We start from the raw sequence: 13,732 nt of genomic DNA, 5'->3' as shown, positions 1-13,732 counted from the left end.
ACCCGTTTAACGCGGGCCGCCCCGGCTTGTTGGACAATCCGGGGCGGTTTGCGGGGCCGGCACCCGGGCGCGGGCGCCGGCCGCCGGCTAGGCGAAGTCGGAAACTGCAGGGTCCGCGCCGATGCGGCCTTCGCCGTTGGCGGAGCGGTCCAGCGCGTTGATTGCCTCCACGTCGTCGGAATCCAGGCTGACCTCAAGCGCTGCGAAGTTTTCCCGGATCCGGGATTCGGTGACGGACTTGGGAATCACCACGTTGCCGATTGCGAGGTGCCAGGCAATGACAACCTGTGCCGGGGTGGCGCCGTGCTTGGCTGCGATCGAAGCGACCGTTCCGTCGTCCAGCAGCTCGCCGCCTTGGCCCAGGGGCGACCACGCCTGCGTCAAAATGCCGTTGGCCGCGCCGAACCCACGCAGTTCCCGCTGGCTGAAGTACGGGTGGAGCTCGATCTGGTGGATGGCCGGAACCACGCCGGTCTCATCGATGAGCCGCTGCAGGCCCTCGACCGTGAAGTTCGAAACACCAATGGACTTGACCCGGCCGCGCTTCTGCAGCTCGATCAGCGCCTTCCAGGTGTCCACGTACTTGTCCTGCTTGGGCTGCATCCAGTGGATCAGGTAAAGGTCCAGGGTCTCCAGCCCGAGCCTGTCCATGGATTCCTCGAAGGCAACCAGCGTGGACTCATATCCCTGGTCTGCGTTCCAGAGCTTGGTAGTGATGAAGAGCTGCTCCGGGGACAGGCCGGAACTGGCAATCGCCCGGCCCACACCCGCCTCGTTACCGTAGATCTTGGCGGTATCGATGTGGCGGTAGCCCGCTTCAAACGCCTGGCGGACCACCTTTTCAGCCACGCCGTCCTCAACCTGCCACACGCCGTAGCCGAGCTGGGGGATGGTGTTTCCGTCATTAAAGGTCAAGGTAGGTGAAAGAGTCATTTGTCCATCCTGCCAAACTATCGGCTCCACCCGGAGGATACGGGCGTGAAGTAAGCCAGGCGCTTAATCGGGACTAACCGACTGCTGCGGCCCTGAATCCTCTTCGCTGAGGTGCCGTTCGGCGTCGGCCACCTGCTGGAAAACGGACTCGGCCCGGCGGCGGACGGAGGCTGCACCTACCGGGACGGGGCCAACGGCGAGCCGGAGCATGGCGGCCGCTTCCGCCGTCGTGGCCAGCGAATTGCCCGCCTTGGACAGGGCACGGTGAACCCCGGAAAGGGCCACGGGGATATCGAGGCCGTCGTTGGGCGAACGCCGCTGCGCTTCCATGCATACCAGCCGCACCCGTTCGAGGAGGCTGGCCAATTCATTGGCGATCTCCAGCAATTCGGCGTACAGCTGGTCATCCTCCACGCCCTCGAGAACCTGGTGGAAGCGGTCCAGCCCCCGTTGGAAACGGTCATGGGCCCGGCGCCACAGCCCCTGGCCCAGTTCCGCGTCGTCCTTGCGCCCCTGCCTGGCGGCGCTGAAAAAGCCCAAGCGGAGCCTACAGGTATTGTCCGGGACCGTGGTCCGGGTCGTCCCGCTGGCCAGGCCGTGCCGGGCTTCCGGAGCGCGCACCGGCGCCGGCGCGCTGTGGCTCCCCGTTCTCGCCGATGACCACTCCCGGGGCAATCATGGTGCCCGGCGGGAGCTGGCGGAGCTGCATCTGCGCGGCCGCTTGCTCACGGGCCGCGTGCTGGGCAGCAATGGCAGTCTGGATGCCGTGGAACAATCCCTCCAGCCACCCGACAAGCTGGGCCTGCGCTATCCGGAGTTCAGCGTCGGAAGGCGTACCCGCATCGGGGAAGGGCAGGCTGATCCTGTCGAGTTCCGCCACAAGTTCAGGAGCCAGCCCGTCCTCCAGCTCCTTGATGGAACGGGCGTGGATCTCGGCAAGCCTGCCCCGGGCAGCCTCATCCAGGGGCGCAGACTTCACTTCTTCCAGGAGCTGCCGGATCATGGTTCCGATCCGCATGACTTTGGCCGGTTCATCCACCAGGTCCTGGACATTGCTGCCCTTGGGCTTCCTGCCACCGGCAGGTGCGGACGGCGGGGGCACCTGCGGCTGCCACTCATCGACGGGAGTGCCCTCTACCGGGAGGTCCTCAGCTGACTGAGTGCCTTGTGGATCGCTCATGCGTTCATACTCTCATGAGCAATCCACCCGGAACCCACTGGATGATCCCTCCCGGCGGCTTGTACGCTGCAAGCTCAATCAGCAGCACCGGCCCTGGGGGTTGTTGTCCTGGCGGTCGGTCCGGTCACGCCAGAACTCACGCTCGGTCAGGGGTGCCTCCCCGTGCCCGGCCGCCCTGTGGTGCTCGAGGTAATTGGCGTAGGCGTCCGCGCCCAGGACTCCGCCAAGGTAGCGGGCGAAGCCCTTGAACCCACTGGAGAGTCCGGTGAGAGCCGCGCCCATCAGTGGTGCCCTGCCCGTTCGAAGCGGAGTTCAGCCGGAACCTTCTCCCATTCCGCCATCAGTTCACGCTCGGCAGGAGTGGGAATGAGTCCGGCAGGGGCAAAGACACGTGAAGGCTTGGCGGGATCTTCATTGTCCGTGATGACCGCTCCCGACCTGCGGCTGCGGAAAGACTTGATCGTGGCAAGCAGCGCCGTCGCGATCACAATGATGCTGAGCACCACGAAGATCACCGAGAGCCAGCCCTGGATGGCGGTGTTGCGGACCACGGCCTCCATTGCAGCCACCGTTTTGGCAGTACCGAACTCGGTCTTCCCGTCGGCCAGGGCCTTGCTGAAGGCCGCGTTGTTGGCGAAGTAGCCCACAGCCGGGGTGGACGAGAAGATCTTCTGGTAGCTCGCCGTGATGGTGACCACGGCAGCGAACGTTAGCGGCAGCGCGACGATCCACAGGTAGTTGAACGTTCCCCGCTTTGCCACGATGGCCAGGCACACGGACAGTGCAATCGCGGCAAGCAGCTGGTTGGCTATGCCGAACAACGGGAACAGCGTGTTGATGCCGCCGAGCGGATCGGTGACGCCCATGAGCAGCACGGCCCCCCAGGCCCCGACCATGACCGCGGTGCAAAGCCAGGCACCCGGCCGCCAGGAGTGCTCCTTGAACTTGGGGATGAAGTTGCCGATCGAGTCCTGCAGCATGAACCGGGCAACACGGGTGCCGGCGTCCACTGCGGTGAGGATGAAAAGGGCTTCGAACATGATGGCGAAGTGGTACCAGAACGCCATCATGGCCGTCCCGCCGATGAACTGCTGCATGATGTGGGCGAGCCCAACGGCCAGGGTGGGAGCACCACCGGTTCGCGAAACGATGCTTTCTTCGCCCACGTTGGCGGCGGTTTCACTCAGGAAGTCAGGCGTGATGTTCACCCCGGCCAGGCCCAGGCTGTTGACCCAGGTGGCTGCTGTCTCCACCGTGCCGCCGGTCAGCGCTGCCGGGGAGTTCATAGCGAAGTAAAGGCCGCGGTCGATTGATATTGCCGCCACCAGGGCCATGATGGCCACGAAGGACTCCATCAGCATTCCGCCGTAGCCGATGAAACGCGTCTGCCGCTCCTTTTCCACCAGCTTGGGTGTGGTACCTGACGAAATCAGTGCATGGAAGCCGGACAAGGCACCGCACGCAATGGTGACGAACAGGAACGGGAACAGGGCGCCCGGGAACACCGGACCGTTTTCCCTGCTGGCGAACTCGCTGAAGGCGGGTACGGTGATCTCCGGCCGAACCACGATGATGGCGAGCGCCAGCATCACGATCACGCCGATCTTCATGAACGTGGAGAGGTAGTCACGCGGCGCCAGGAGCAGCCACACGGGCAGGATGGCCGCGATGAAGCCATAAATGATGATGCCCCAGGCGATGGTCACCTTATCGAGGCTGAAGATGTCCGCGCCCCACGGGGTTTCCGCCACGATGCCGCCGCCGATAATGGCAGCCATCAGCAGGACGAAACCGATCAGCGAAACCTCCATCACCTTGCCGGGCCGCAGGTAGCGGAGGTAGATGCCCATGAACAGCGCAATCGGAATGGTCATGCCGACGGAGAAGACACCCCACGGGCTCTCGCCCAGGGCGTTGACGACGACGAGCGCCAGGATGGCCACGATGATCACCATGATGAGCAGGGTGGCGATGAGGGCGGCAGTGCCGCCGATAACGCCCAGTTCCTCGCGTGCCATCTGGCCCAGGGAGCGGCCGCCGCGCCGCATGGAGAAGAACATCACGAGGTAGTCCTGGACGGCGCCGGCCAGGACGACGCCGATGATGATCCAGAGAGTTCCGGGCAGGTAGCCCATCTGGGCCGCGATGACCGGGCCCACCAGCGGGCCGGCGCCGGCGATGGCGGCAAAGTGGTGGCCGAACAGGACATTGCGGTCCGTCCGGACATAGTCCTTGCCGTCGGCCTTGTACTCCGCCGGAGTGGCGCGGTGGTCATCGGGCCTGGTGATGTAGCGCTCGATGACCTTGGAGTAGAACCGGTAGCCGATCAGGTATGTGCACACGGAGGCGAACACGAACCAGATGGCGTTCACGGTTTCGCCGCGGATGATGGCCAGCATGAACCAGGCCACGCCGCCGAGGAGTGCAATCGCAGCCCAGAGCGCGATCTTTCCCGGTGTCCATTTCCGTTCTTCGGCCTCACGGACCTCGTCATCCACCGCTGTCGGCGGCAGCGCCGGGTCGGTGGCAGCCACGCCCCTGCCTCCGGATGCACTACCCCGCTGATCAGGCGTCTTGGCCATGTCTCCTCCTTGAGATTGTTATGCGTCTTCTGTCACGCACCCTACCAAGCCGGAGTCATAATCCGGAGGCGTTCTTCCAGCTGCCGCAGAAACGTGCGGCGAGCGGAGTGGACGCGGCGACGACCGGAGCGGGCTGCCACCGTTCCTGCACCAACGCAGAGAAGGCCCCCGTCCGGAAGGTCCGGGCGGAGGCCTTGGCTCGCGGGAAAAGCGTAAAGCTGCCCCTACGCGTGTGAGTAGGTGAGGCAGTCAGCGTTGTCCGCGCCGGGGCCTACGTGGACCTCTGCGGCCTTGCACATCAGGTGGTCATTGTGGACGCACTCGGAGCGCTGGCACGCCCCGACGTCGGCAAGGACCTTGGGCAGTCCGCCATGGATTCCGGTCTCGATGAACGTGGCGCAGTGTGCGTGGTTTTCGGCGCCGCCCACCGTGATGGCGGCGGCATTGCAGTTGGTGTGGTCGTTAAAGGAACAGTTCGTTACGCTGCAGTCGGCGACGTGCGTTGTCATGAGCTTCCTCCGTTTGTTCCACCGCCCGGCCGGACGGTTCGTGGAACTTACGGTATGCCTGTCCAGGGCATTCAAAAAGACCCAATTGTGTTACTTATTTCGCCAGCCCCTGCTGGATCATCCTGGCCTCGCACAGATCCAGCCACCGGACTTCCGCCTCCGCCTGGAATATGAGGGAGTCCAGGACCAGCAGCGATGCGATGTCACCCGCGCGCTGGTTCAGCGCCGTGTCCCGGCGGGCCTTCGAATAGTCCTGCAGGGACTTCATGGAGGACAGCCGCTGGCTCTGGATAATGGCCTTGACGTCGACGCCGGGCAGGGTGACGGCCAGCGCCAGCTTGATGGCCAGCTCGTTGCGTGGCGGGTTGTTCCGTTCCACGGGGGCGGCGAACCAGTTCCGGATTTCGGCCTTGCCGGCTGCGGTGATGCTGTACACCACATGGCCGTTTCCGTCGTCGCCGTCCCTGGCCACCAGCGCATCCCGTTCCAGCCGGTCCAGCGTGGTGTACACCTGCCCGATGTTCAGCGGCCAGGTGGCACCGGTGCGGTTCTCGAATTCAATCCGCAGCTGGTAGCCGTAGCGGGGCTGGTCCTCCAGCAGGGCGAGGAGGCTGTGGCGGATGGACATGCTGTTCCTTGTTCTTGGCGTCCGTGTAGCGCGGGCATCGGTGTACGGAACCTACATGACCAGGAGGACCTTCCCCACGTGGTCGCCGGTGTCGAAATACCGGTGGGCGGCGCGCACCTGGTCCAGCGGGAAGGTCTTTGCCACCAGCGGCCTGACCGATCCGTCGCTGACGAGCGGCCACACGGCGTCGCGCACGGCGTTCATGATGGCGCCTTTTTCCGCTACCGGGCGTGGGCGCAGGGCGGTGGCAACGACGGCGGCGCGCTTCTTCAGCAGCTGCCCCAGGTCGAGCTCCCCCTTCGTTCCGCCCTGCAGCCCGATCACCACCAGGCGTCCGTAGTCAGCGAGCGCGTCCACATTTTGGGCCAGGTACTTGGCGCCCACGACGTCGAGGATCACGTCGGCGCCCTTGCCCCCGTTCTGGCGGCGAAGGCTTTCCGGAAAGTCCTCCTCGGCGTAGTTGATGGCGATGTCGGCCCCCAGGAAGGCTTTGGCCGTGCTCACTTTTTCGTCGGATCCTGCAGTTGCGGCAACCCTGGCGCCGAGGGCCTTGGCGAGCTGGATGGCCATGGTGCCGATCCCGCCCGTTGCACCGTGGATCAGGACGGTCTCGCCCGCCTGCAGCTGGGCCGTCATCACCAGGTTGGAGTAGACAGTGGCCGCAACCTCGGGAAGGGCGGCGGCAGTCACCAGGTCAACGCCGTCGGGCACCCGAAGGACCTGCTCGGCCGGGACCGCCACCTGCTGCGCGTACCCGCCGCCGGCCAGCAGCGCCACCACCTTGTCACCGAGGGAGAATGCCTTTGTGACGCCGGGACCGAACCCGGCGATCCGGCCGGATACTTCAAGGCCGGGAATTTCCGATGCGCCGGGAGGCGGCGGGTAGAAGCCCCTGCGCTGCTGCACGTCCGCCCGGTTCAGGCCGGCAGCCACGACGTCGATGAGCACCTCTCCGGTACCCGGTACCGGGGCCTCCACCTCGCGGACCTCCAGAACTTCCGGGCCGCCCGGCTCCGAAATGTAGACGGCTTTCATGGAACACTCCCGTTTCTGACTGAATACTGCGTGCAACCAGTGTGCACCGGACGCCTTCCGGGTTCTGTTTTGTTGCAGGCAAGTGCCTATGAAACACTACTGGGTGAGGAAGGTTGTCCGAGCGGCCGAAGGAGCTAGTCTTGAAAACTAGTGTGCGGTAACCCCGTACCAAGAGTTCGAATCTCTTACCTTCCGCGAAAAAGGACCCCTGCCGGCCAGCATGCTGACCGGCAGGGGTCCTTTCTTTTTGCCCTGCAAAGGCCTGCGGGCACCGGGTTCCGGCTGCCTGATGCAACCGCTGGACGGCTACAGCGCCAGGATGGCCCCGGCGATCTCGTCCGCGTCGCGCAGGGTCCGCTGGCCGCTGCGGTAGTTTGGCCCGCCGGGCTGGACGGCCTCGGCGGCGATGGCGGTGCCCCACTGGACGGATGAGAGCTGCAGCCCCAGCACGTACAGGCCTCCGGTCACGGAGCCGTTGGCTGCGACCGGGCGGTAGGGATGCGGCACCACGTCCAGGCCGGTGGACTGCACGGGGGCGCCCTCCACCGTCATCATGAGCCGCGGCCGCACCAGGCCGTCTGCCAGCAGCTGCTCCAGCACCGGCGAATCACTGGCCGAGACCCGGTTACCGGGCGCGAGCGCCTCCACCATGGTCCGGGCAGCCACCGGAGCTCCGGCCACCCAGGGGGACGACGCCGTGAAGGCGCCGTTCTTCCGGTCCACTGCGAACTTGGGGTCCGGGCCTACGAAGCTCACCACTCCTGCCCTGGCCAGCGCCGCAAGCTGCTCGGAGCGAAGGGCCGGAGGACCGCTGGCGAGTCCTTCCACAAACGACTCGAACCAGCCACGCAGTCCCGCCACCCAGGATTCATCGGTGATGCCGCCGTCGGCCACTGCTGTCTTCAGCGCGGCACGCCCGTGGTGGAGTGCCCCGATGGCCATCTTCACGGGGTCATCCTCCCCGAGCGCGGACCGGCGTGCGTCATCCAGCAGGTAGTCCACGACGGCGGCATCGAGTTCGGCGCGTGAGGCAAAGGATCGTCCGGCAAGGGGGGCGGCGAGCGCCGGCAGGTCCAGCCGGTGCCGTGGCCCCACGTGCACGGCCAGCACGCTCTCCACACTGTCTTCCCAGTTCACGGCACTGTGCGCGTGGGGATGGAGCGCCTCATCCAGGGCGCCGAGGAAGGCCGCCGGATCCGGTACCGCGTTCGGCTGGGAACGTACCAGGGTGGAGTAATACGCCCACAAAGCGTCACGGTGCAGGAGCGGCCAGAAATCGTGGTCGAACGCCGGGCGGATTCCTGCCGTGCGGAATGGTTCCAGCGCCGCTTCGGTGAAGTAGCGCAGGGTGACCGACGCCGGGTAGTAGCCGTTCAGGGCCGCCTTCGCCCGGTAGGGCGTGCCCCGTCGGGAGGCAGCAATGATCCTCGGCTCCTGGCCCGAAGGCTCGTACCTGAGCACCGTTCCGTTGCTGACGAATTTTCCGCCGCGGCCCTCGGTCAGCTGCACCATGGTGTCGAAGAAGTTCAGGCCCATGCCGCGGACCAGGACGGGCTCCCCTGCGGGAACCAGGGACCAGTCCACGTCCGCAGGGACAGCCGGCGGGAAGTATTGGAGGCCCAACCGCTTGGCCGACGCCTGCAGTTCGCGCTGCTCAGGGTTCAGGCGGGACGGGACGTGGCCCAAGGCAAGCACCACGGCGTTGGTGCTCAGCGTCTCTCCCGTGGCCAGGCCGACGTCGAACGTTCCGTCCCCCGCGGGGCGCACGGACTGTGCCGACGTTTCGTGGAAGTCGATGGTGACGCCGTCGGGCGCTTTGGACGCCAGCTCCTCCAGCGTGCTGCGGAGGTAGCGGCCGTAAAGGGCGCGGCTGGGAAAGTCATTCGGGCCCAGGACGGCCAGTTCAGCGAGCTCGTCCTCGGCCAGGGACGGCGAGGGGTCGCGCTGCTGCCGGGCCCGCCACTGGTCGAAGGTGGTTCCTGCGACCGGCGGCGCCAGGTCAGGGTCCTCCGGGATCAGCGTGGGGTAGAAGGATTGCGTGTTCATCAGGAACAGTCGGGACTGCTGCGGCTGCCACACGTGCCCGGGGCCCGCCGGAAAGGGGTCGATGACATCGATGTGGAGACGCACCGTTCCTGCACCGGAAGCGCTCTGCGCGGCGCAGCGGGCAAGCAGGCGTTCCAGCACGCTGGTGCCCCGCGGACCTGCGCCGATGATGGCGGTCCGGATGCTCTGCGTTTTTTCCACGCCATCCAGCGTACGGGCTGCAAACAAAGTGTGCGCTGAACGCTTGACTTGCCAGCCGTCCGCGGATGTTGTTTGGATGGGGCGCATGACCACCACTGAAGCTGATCCAGCGCCCGCCCCCGGTTCCGGCAACCCTTCCGGCACCGACCCGCAGGGCATCACGCCCGAGCCCACTGACGAAAACGCCTGGCTCGAGGACATTTACGGCGAGGAGCAGCTTGCCTGGGTGAAGGAGCAGAATTCGCGCACCGAGGACCTCCTGGAGGACGCGGACTACGCCGGGCTGGAAAGCAGCATCCTGGAGGTGCTGGACTCCACGGACCGGATCGCCATGGTGGGCAAGCGCGGCGACTGGTACTACAACTTCTGGAAGGACGCGAAGAACCCCAAGGGCCTTTGGCGCCGCACCGCCTGGGAGAGCTACTGCACGGATTCCCCCGAGTGGGATGTGCTGCTCGACGTCGATGCGCTGGTGGCAGCTGAGGGCCAGGAGTGGGTTTTCCACGGCGCCACCTTCCTGCGCCCCGCTTCCGGGGAACCGTACCGGCATGCACTGCTGGCCCTCTCCCCCGACGGCGGCGACGCCAACCGGTACCGGGAATTCGACGTGGAGACCCGTGCCTTTGTGGACCCTGCGAAGGGCGGCTTTGACCTGCCGACGGCGAAGGGACACGTTTCCTGGCTGGACGCGGACACGCTGCTGGTGGCCTCCACGGCGGACGGACTGCCGAAGACCGCCTCCTCCTACGCCCGGACGGCAGTCACGCTCAAACGCGGGGATTCCCTGCCCGGAGCGCCGCGGCTGTTCGAGGTGCCCGAGCAGCACATGATGGCCGTGGTTGTTCACGATTCCACTCCAGGCTTTGAGCGCACCTTCGCCGTTGACTACATCGATTTCTTCAACCGCAGGAACCTGGTGCTGCGTGAAGGATCCTGGATCCAGATCGACGTCCCCACCGATGTAAACGTCAGCGCGCACCGGGAATGGGTGCTGTTCCGGCCCCGGCAGGACTGGGTGCTGGGCACATCAACGTACCCGGCAGGCTCGCTGCTCGCTGCCCGGTTCGAGGATTACCTGGCCGGCTCCCGTGACATAGCCGTGCTGTTCACCCCGGATGCGAATACGTCCCTGCAGTCCTGGAGCTGGACCCGGGACTTCCTGCTGTTGAACCTCCTGAAGGACGTGTCCTCCGAAATCCGGGTGCTGGATCCCTCCCGGCCGACGCACAATGCCCAGGCTGCGTGGGCGTCGTCGCCGTTGGATGCCTGCCCGCCGCTGCATGACGTCAACGCCTACGCAGTGGACGACGAAGACGAGGCCGACGGCGGTGCGGGTAACGACTTCTGGCTCGTCGCCACGGGCTTCACCACCCCGACCACCCTGCTGCGCGGCACCTTGGAGCGTGCGGCGTCCGGTACGCCCGGCGTGGTGAGCCGGCACGCGGTGGTCAAGGCGTCGCCGTCGTTCTTCGATGACGGTAACTATGAAGTGCAGCAGCACTTCGCCGTATCCGACGACGGAACCCGGATTCCCTACTTCCAGGTTGCCTCCCGGGACCTGCCACTGGACGGGGAGAACCCCACCCAGCTTTCCGGCTACGGCGGATTCGAAGTTTCCCGGACACCGGCCTACAGCGGCACCGTCGGCAGGGCATGGCTGGAACGCAGGACCTCCGGCGCGCAAGGGGCGGACGGGGAAGCACCGCACTCCCGCGGCGGCGTGTACGTGATGGCGAACATCCGTGGCGGCGGCGAATACGGGCCCGCGTGGCACCGGGCAGCGTTGCAGGAGAACCGGCACAAGGCGTACCAGGACTTCGCTGCCGTTGCCCGTGACCTGATCTCCCGTGGCGTCACGTCGCGGGAGCGGCTGGGGTGCGTGGGCGGGTCCAACGGCGGCCTGCTGGTGGGCAACATGATGACCCGGTACCCGGAGCTTTTCGGGGCCGTTTCCTGCGGGGTGCCGCTGCTGGACATGCGCCGCTACACCAGGCTGTCCGCCGGCCACTCCTGGATCGCCGAGTACGGCGACCCCGACGTCCCGGAGCAGTGGGAGTACATCAGGACTTTCTCCCCCTACCACTTGCTCAAGGACGGGGTGGAGTACCCGGAAACGTTCATCTGGACGGCAACCTCCGATGACAGGGTCGGCCCCGTCCAGGCGCGCAAGATGGCAGCCCGCATGCTGGCCATGGGCATCCCCAACGTCTGGTTCCACGAGGCGCTGGAGGGCGGACACGCAGGCGCCTCGGACAACCGGCAGGCCGCGGCGCTGCAGGCCCGCAGCCAGCACTTCCTGTGGAAGGCGCTGGCCGGCGGGGCCGCGTAACGATGGCGCTCGAGGTGCGGCGGGCGGTGGCCTCCGACGTGGAGCGGCTGGCCGAGATCCACGTCCGCTGCTGGCAGGAGACCTACCGCGGAATGCTGTCCGACGGGTTCCTGGCTTCGCAGAATACCGGCTCGCGGCTGCCGCTGTGGCGCCACCTGCTGGAGGCCGCGGAACCCGCGCATGCCTGGGTGGCGTCCGACGACGGCACGGTAGTCGGGTTCGCCGGCATCCGCAGGGAGCCGGGGGCCGCTTCGCACGGCTTTGCGCCGCCGTCGTCCGGCGACCTGGAACTGTGGGGGCTGTACCTGCTGGCGTCGCACCAGGGGCTGGGCCTGGGCCGCCGCCTCCTGGTGGCAGCGCTGGACAATGAGGCGGCGAGCCTGTGGGTGGCCGCCGACAACCAGCGCGCCATTGGCTTCTACCGGCACTTCGGGTTTGAACCTGACGGCGCCGCCGACGTGATTCCCGGGTGGGAAGACCTTCGCGAAATCAGGATGGTCCGGGGCGGACCGCCCCCCGCAGTGAAGCGCTCACCGGGCAACCAGGGAGTCCCCTGAAGGCCCGGGCGACCCGTTTTGCACTGCATGCCCCGTTCTGCGTATCCTTGGTGGGCTAGGAATAGCAATTGGAGACGTGCCAGAGCGGCCGAATGGGCTTCACTGCTAATGAAGTGTGGGGCACAACTCCACCGGGGGTTCAAATCCCCCCGTCTCCGCGTTTGGCCCCGGTCCTGGACCGGGGCCTTTTGCGTGCCCCGGCATGTCCAACACCCCGGACGCATCCGTCCGTGGGACGGACACCCGGCGCCTTGCACGTCCCGGCGGTGGCAGGATTGTCGGATGGCAGCAAGCAACACGGTGGATGAGGCGCACGGCGCGGTGCAGGCGTGGAGCCCCCGCCTGGCGCTGCTGGTGGCTGCCACTTTCTTCATGGAGTTCCTGGACGGCACCGTCCTCACCACGGCCATCCCCAACATCGCTGCCGACTTCCGGGTTCCCGCCGCGGACGTCAACATCACGATGACGGCCTACCTGCTGACCGTCGCCATGGGCATTCCGCTCAGCGGCTGGCTGGCTGAGCGCTTTGGCGCCCGCCGCATATTTTGCCTTGCCATTGCCATCTTCACGGCAGCATCCCTGGCCTGTTCGCTCAGCCAGGACCTGGTTGCCCTCACCCTCAGCAGGACCGCGCAGGGGTTCGGGGGCGCCATGATGGTTCCGGTGGGAACCCTCCTGGTCCTCCGCGGGACCCCTAAGGCGGACCTCCTCCGCGCCACTGCGTTCCTGGTGTGGCCCGGGCTCCTGGCGCCAGTACTCGCACCGCTGGTAGGCGGGGCCCTGACCACCTATCTTTCCTGGCACTGGATCTTCCTGATCAACCTCCCGCTGGGTGCGGCCGCACTGCTTGCGGCACTCCGGCTGGTTCCTGCTGCCGCGGGCGACGGCGGGCGGCGGCTGGACTGGTTGGGCCTGTCGCTCACCACGCTGGGCGTGGGCGCCCTGGTGGCGGGCCTTGAACTGGTGAGCGCCCACCCTGACGCTCCCTGGGCGGCCCTGAGCGCTGGTTTCGGCGTGGCGGCCGTTGCCTGCGCCGTGTTCTGGATGCGCAGGACCCCTAACCCGCTCTTTGACCTCGGGGTTTTCAGCACCCGCACGTTCAGGGCGATGGCCACCGGCGGGTTCGCCTACCGGCTGGCCATCAGTTCCGTCCCGTTCCTGCTGCCGCTGATGTTCCAGGCCGGGTTCGGCTGGTCCCCGCTGCACGCAGGTGCCATGGTGGCGGCCGTCTTCATCGGCAACATCGGCATCAAGCCGGCCACCACTCCGCTGATCCGGCGCTTTGGCTTCAAGGCGATGCTCGTCTTTGCCTCCCTTGCTTCTGCGGCCACGTTTATCCTCTGCGCCCTGCTCACGGCAGAAACGCCAGGGCCGCTGACGTTTGCCCTGCTGGTCTGCAGCGGCGCCTTCCGCTCGATCGGGTTCTCTGCCTACGCGTCAGTCCAGTACGCCGACATCGCGCCGGCACAGCTCACCTCGGCGAATACTGTTTCTGCCACACTGGTCCAGCTCGCCACTGCTGCGGGCATTGCCATCGGGGCCTTGCTCATCCGCCTGTTCGACGGGCTCAACAGCTTTCCAGCTGACGCAGCCGGACCTTTCCGCGGCGCATTCCTCGCCATGGCAGTGCTGATGTTGGCGAGCACGGCGGACAGCCTGTTCCTGCCGCGGCATGCCGGAGCGGAAGTCAGCCGAGGTAAAGCCCAGCGGGTCTAGCCCTGCCGGCCTAAGT

Annotated in this window: 12 protein-coding genes and 2 tRNA genes; 5 read left to right on the top strand and 9 right to left on the bottom strand. The window is 66.5% G+C overall.

Translation table 11 applies throughout. The features are described 5' to 3' along the window. Positions 1–87: 87 nt before the first annotated feature. The 8 genes from Q9R30_RS17645 to Q9R30_RS17610 form a co-directional block, all read right to left on the bottom strand. A complete protein-coding gene (locus Q9R30_RS17645) occupies positions 88–933 on the bottom strand; it encodes an aldo/keto reductase (RefSeq protein WP_104996810.1) in 846 nt (281 codons plus the stop codon). A 63-nt stretch (positions 934–996) separates the two neighbouring features. Next, complete coding sequence (locus tag Q9R30_RS17640) at positions 997–1,473, bottom strand: hypothetical protein (RefSeq protein ID WP_311218397.1); 477 nt, start codon at positions 1,471–1,473, stop codon at positions 997–999. A 7-nt stretch (positions 1,474–1,480) separates the two neighbouring features. After that, positions 1,481–2,113 carry a bacterial proteasome activator family protein gene (locus Q9R30_RS17635; RefSeq protein WP_104996808.1) on the bottom strand — a complete coding sequence of 211 codons (633 nt, stop codon included), beginning with the start codon at positions 2,111–2,113 and terminating at the stop codon, positions 1,481–1,483. Between the two features lie 78 nt (positions 2,114–2,191). Then, positions 2,192–2,395 (bottom strand): YbdD/YjiX family protein, encoded by a 204-nt coding sequence (locus tag Q9R30_RS17630; protein ID WP_104996807.1) that lies wholly within the window; start codon positions 2,393–2,395, stop codon positions 2,192–2,194. Next, positions 2,395–4,695: a carbon starvation CstA family protein gene (locus Q9R30_RS17625; protein ID WP_311218396.1), complete on the bottom strand. Its 2,301-nt coding sequence runs from the start codon at positions 4,693–4,695 to the stop codon at positions 2,395–2,397. Before Q9R30_RS17625 ends, Q9R30_RS17630 begins: the two co-directional genes overlap by 1 nt. A 224-nt stretch (positions 4,696–4,919) precedes the next feature. Then, positions 4,920–5,204, bottom strand: a complete 285-nt coding sequence (locus tag Q9R30_RS17620) for a DUF1540 domain-containing protein (protein ID WP_104996805.1) — start codon at positions 5,202–5,204, stop codon at positions 4,920–4,922. Between the two features lie 94 nt (positions 5,205–5,298). Then, positions 5,299–5,832 carry a PadR family transcriptional regulator gene (locus Q9R30_RS17615; RefSeq protein ID WP_311218395.1) on the bottom strand — a complete coding sequence of 178 codons (534 nt, stop codon included), beginning with the start codon at positions 5,830–5,832 and terminating at the stop codon, positions 5,299–5,301. A gap of 51 nt (positions 5,833–5,883) precedes the next feature. Beyond that, the gene (locus Q9R30_RS17610) at positions 5,884–6,867 is read right to left on the bottom strand and encodes an NAD(P)H-quinone oxidoreductase (RefSeq protein ID WP_104996803.1); all 984 of its coding nucleotides are present in this window, start codon (positions 6,865–6,867) and stop codon (positions 5,884–5,886) included. Positions 6,868–6,974: 107 nt separating this feature from the next. Here Q9R30_RS17610 and Q9R30_RS17605 point away from each other — a divergent pair. Beyond that, positions 6,975–7,062: transfer RNA gene (locus tag Q9R30_RS17605), tRNA-Ser, on the top strand. Between the two features lie 111 nt (positions 7,063–7,173). On the opposite strand, the gene Q9R30_RS17600 is transcribed toward Q9R30_RS17605, so the two are convergent. Beyond that, entirely contained in the window at positions 7,174–9,114 is a 1,941-nt protein-coding gene (locus tag Q9R30_RS17600) for an FAD/NAD(P)-binding protein (RefSeq protein WP_311218394.1), read from the bottom strand. 85 nt (positions 9,115–9,199) lie between these two features. Here Q9R30_RS17600 and Q9R30_RS17595 point away from each other — a divergent pair, with 85 nt between their 5' ends. The 4 genes from Q9R30_RS17595 (at position 9,200) to Q9R30_RS17580 (ending at position 13,716) form a co-directional block, all read left to right on the top strand. Beyond that, positions 9,200–11,443, top strand: a complete 2,244-nt coding sequence (locus Q9R30_RS17595) for a prolyl oligopeptidase family serine peptidase (protein WP_311218393.1) — start codon at positions 9,200–9,202, stop codon at positions 11,441–11,443. Next, positions 11,413–12,000 carry a GNAT family N-acetyltransferase gene (locus Q9R30_RS17590; RefSeq protein ID WP_311218392.1) on the top strand — a complete coding sequence of 196 codons (588 nt, stop codon included), beginning with the start codon at positions 11,413–11,415 and terminating at the stop codon, positions 11,998–12,000. Before Q9R30_RS17595 ends, Q9R30_RS17590 begins: the two co-directional genes overlap by 31 nt. 70 nt (positions 12,001–12,070) lie before the next feature. Continuing rightward, positions 12,071–12,158 (top strand) — tRNA-Ser (locus Q9R30_RS17585). Positions 12,159–12,282: 124 nt separating this feature from the next. Then, a complete protein-coding gene (locus tag Q9R30_RS17580) occupies positions 12,283–13,716 on the top strand; it encodes an MFS transporter (RefSeq protein WP_311218391.1) in 1,434 nt (477 codons plus the stop codon). Positions 13,717–13,732: the final 16 nt, after the last annotated feature.

The organism is Arthrobacter sp. AB6 (assembly GCF_031844545.1).
In the GTDB taxonomy this organism is placed as follows: domain Bacteria; phylum Actinomycetota; class Actinomycetes; order Actinomycetales; family Micrococcaceae; genus Arthrobacter.
The sequence above is the reverse complement of the archived record's forward strand: the minus strand, read 5'-3'. Positions and strand labels throughout refer to the sequence as shown.

What these genes read in the sequence shown, in the direction of transcription:
- Q9R30_RS17645 (WP_104996810.1), bottom strand. Translation starts at nt 933, where the DNA reads ATGACTCTTTCACCTACCTTGACCTTTAATGACGGAAACACCATCCCC.
- Q9R30_RS17635 (WP_104996808.1), bottom strand. Translation starts at nt 2,113, where the DNA reads ATGAGCGATCCACAAGGCACTCAGTCAGCTGAGGACCTCCCGGTAGAG.
- Q9R30_RS17630 (WP_104996807.1), bottom strand. Translation starts at nt 2,395, where the DNA reads ATGGGCGCGGCTCTCACCGGACTCTCCAGTGGGTTCAAGGGCTTCGCC.
- Q9R30_RS17625 (WP_311218396.1), bottom strand. Translation starts at nt 4,695, where the DNA reads ATGGCCAAGACGCCTGATCAGCGGGGTAGTGCATCCGGAGGCAGGGGC.
- Q9R30_RS17620 (WP_104996805.1), bottom strand. Translation starts at nt 5,204, where the DNA reads ATGACAACGCACGTCGCCGACTGCAGCGTAACGAACTGTTCCTTTAAC.
- Q9R30_RS17615 (WP_311218395.1), bottom strand. Translation starts at nt 5,832, where the DNA reads ATGTCCATCCGCCACAGCCTCCTCGCCCTGCTGGAGGACCAGCCCCGC.
- Q9R30_RS17610 (WP_104996803.1), bottom strand. Translation starts at nt 6,867, where the DNA reads ATGAAAGCCGTCTACATTTCGGAGCCGGGCGGCCCGGAAGTTCTGGAG.
- Q9R30_RS17595 (WP_311218393.1), top strand. Translation starts at nt 9,200, where the DNA reads ATGACCACCACTGAAGCTGATCCAGCGCCCGCCCCCGGTTCCGGCAAC.
- Q9R30_RS17580 (WP_311218391.1), top strand. Translation starts at nt 12,283, where the DNA reads ATGGCAGCAAGCAACACGGTGGATGAGGCGCACGGCGCGGTGCAGGCG.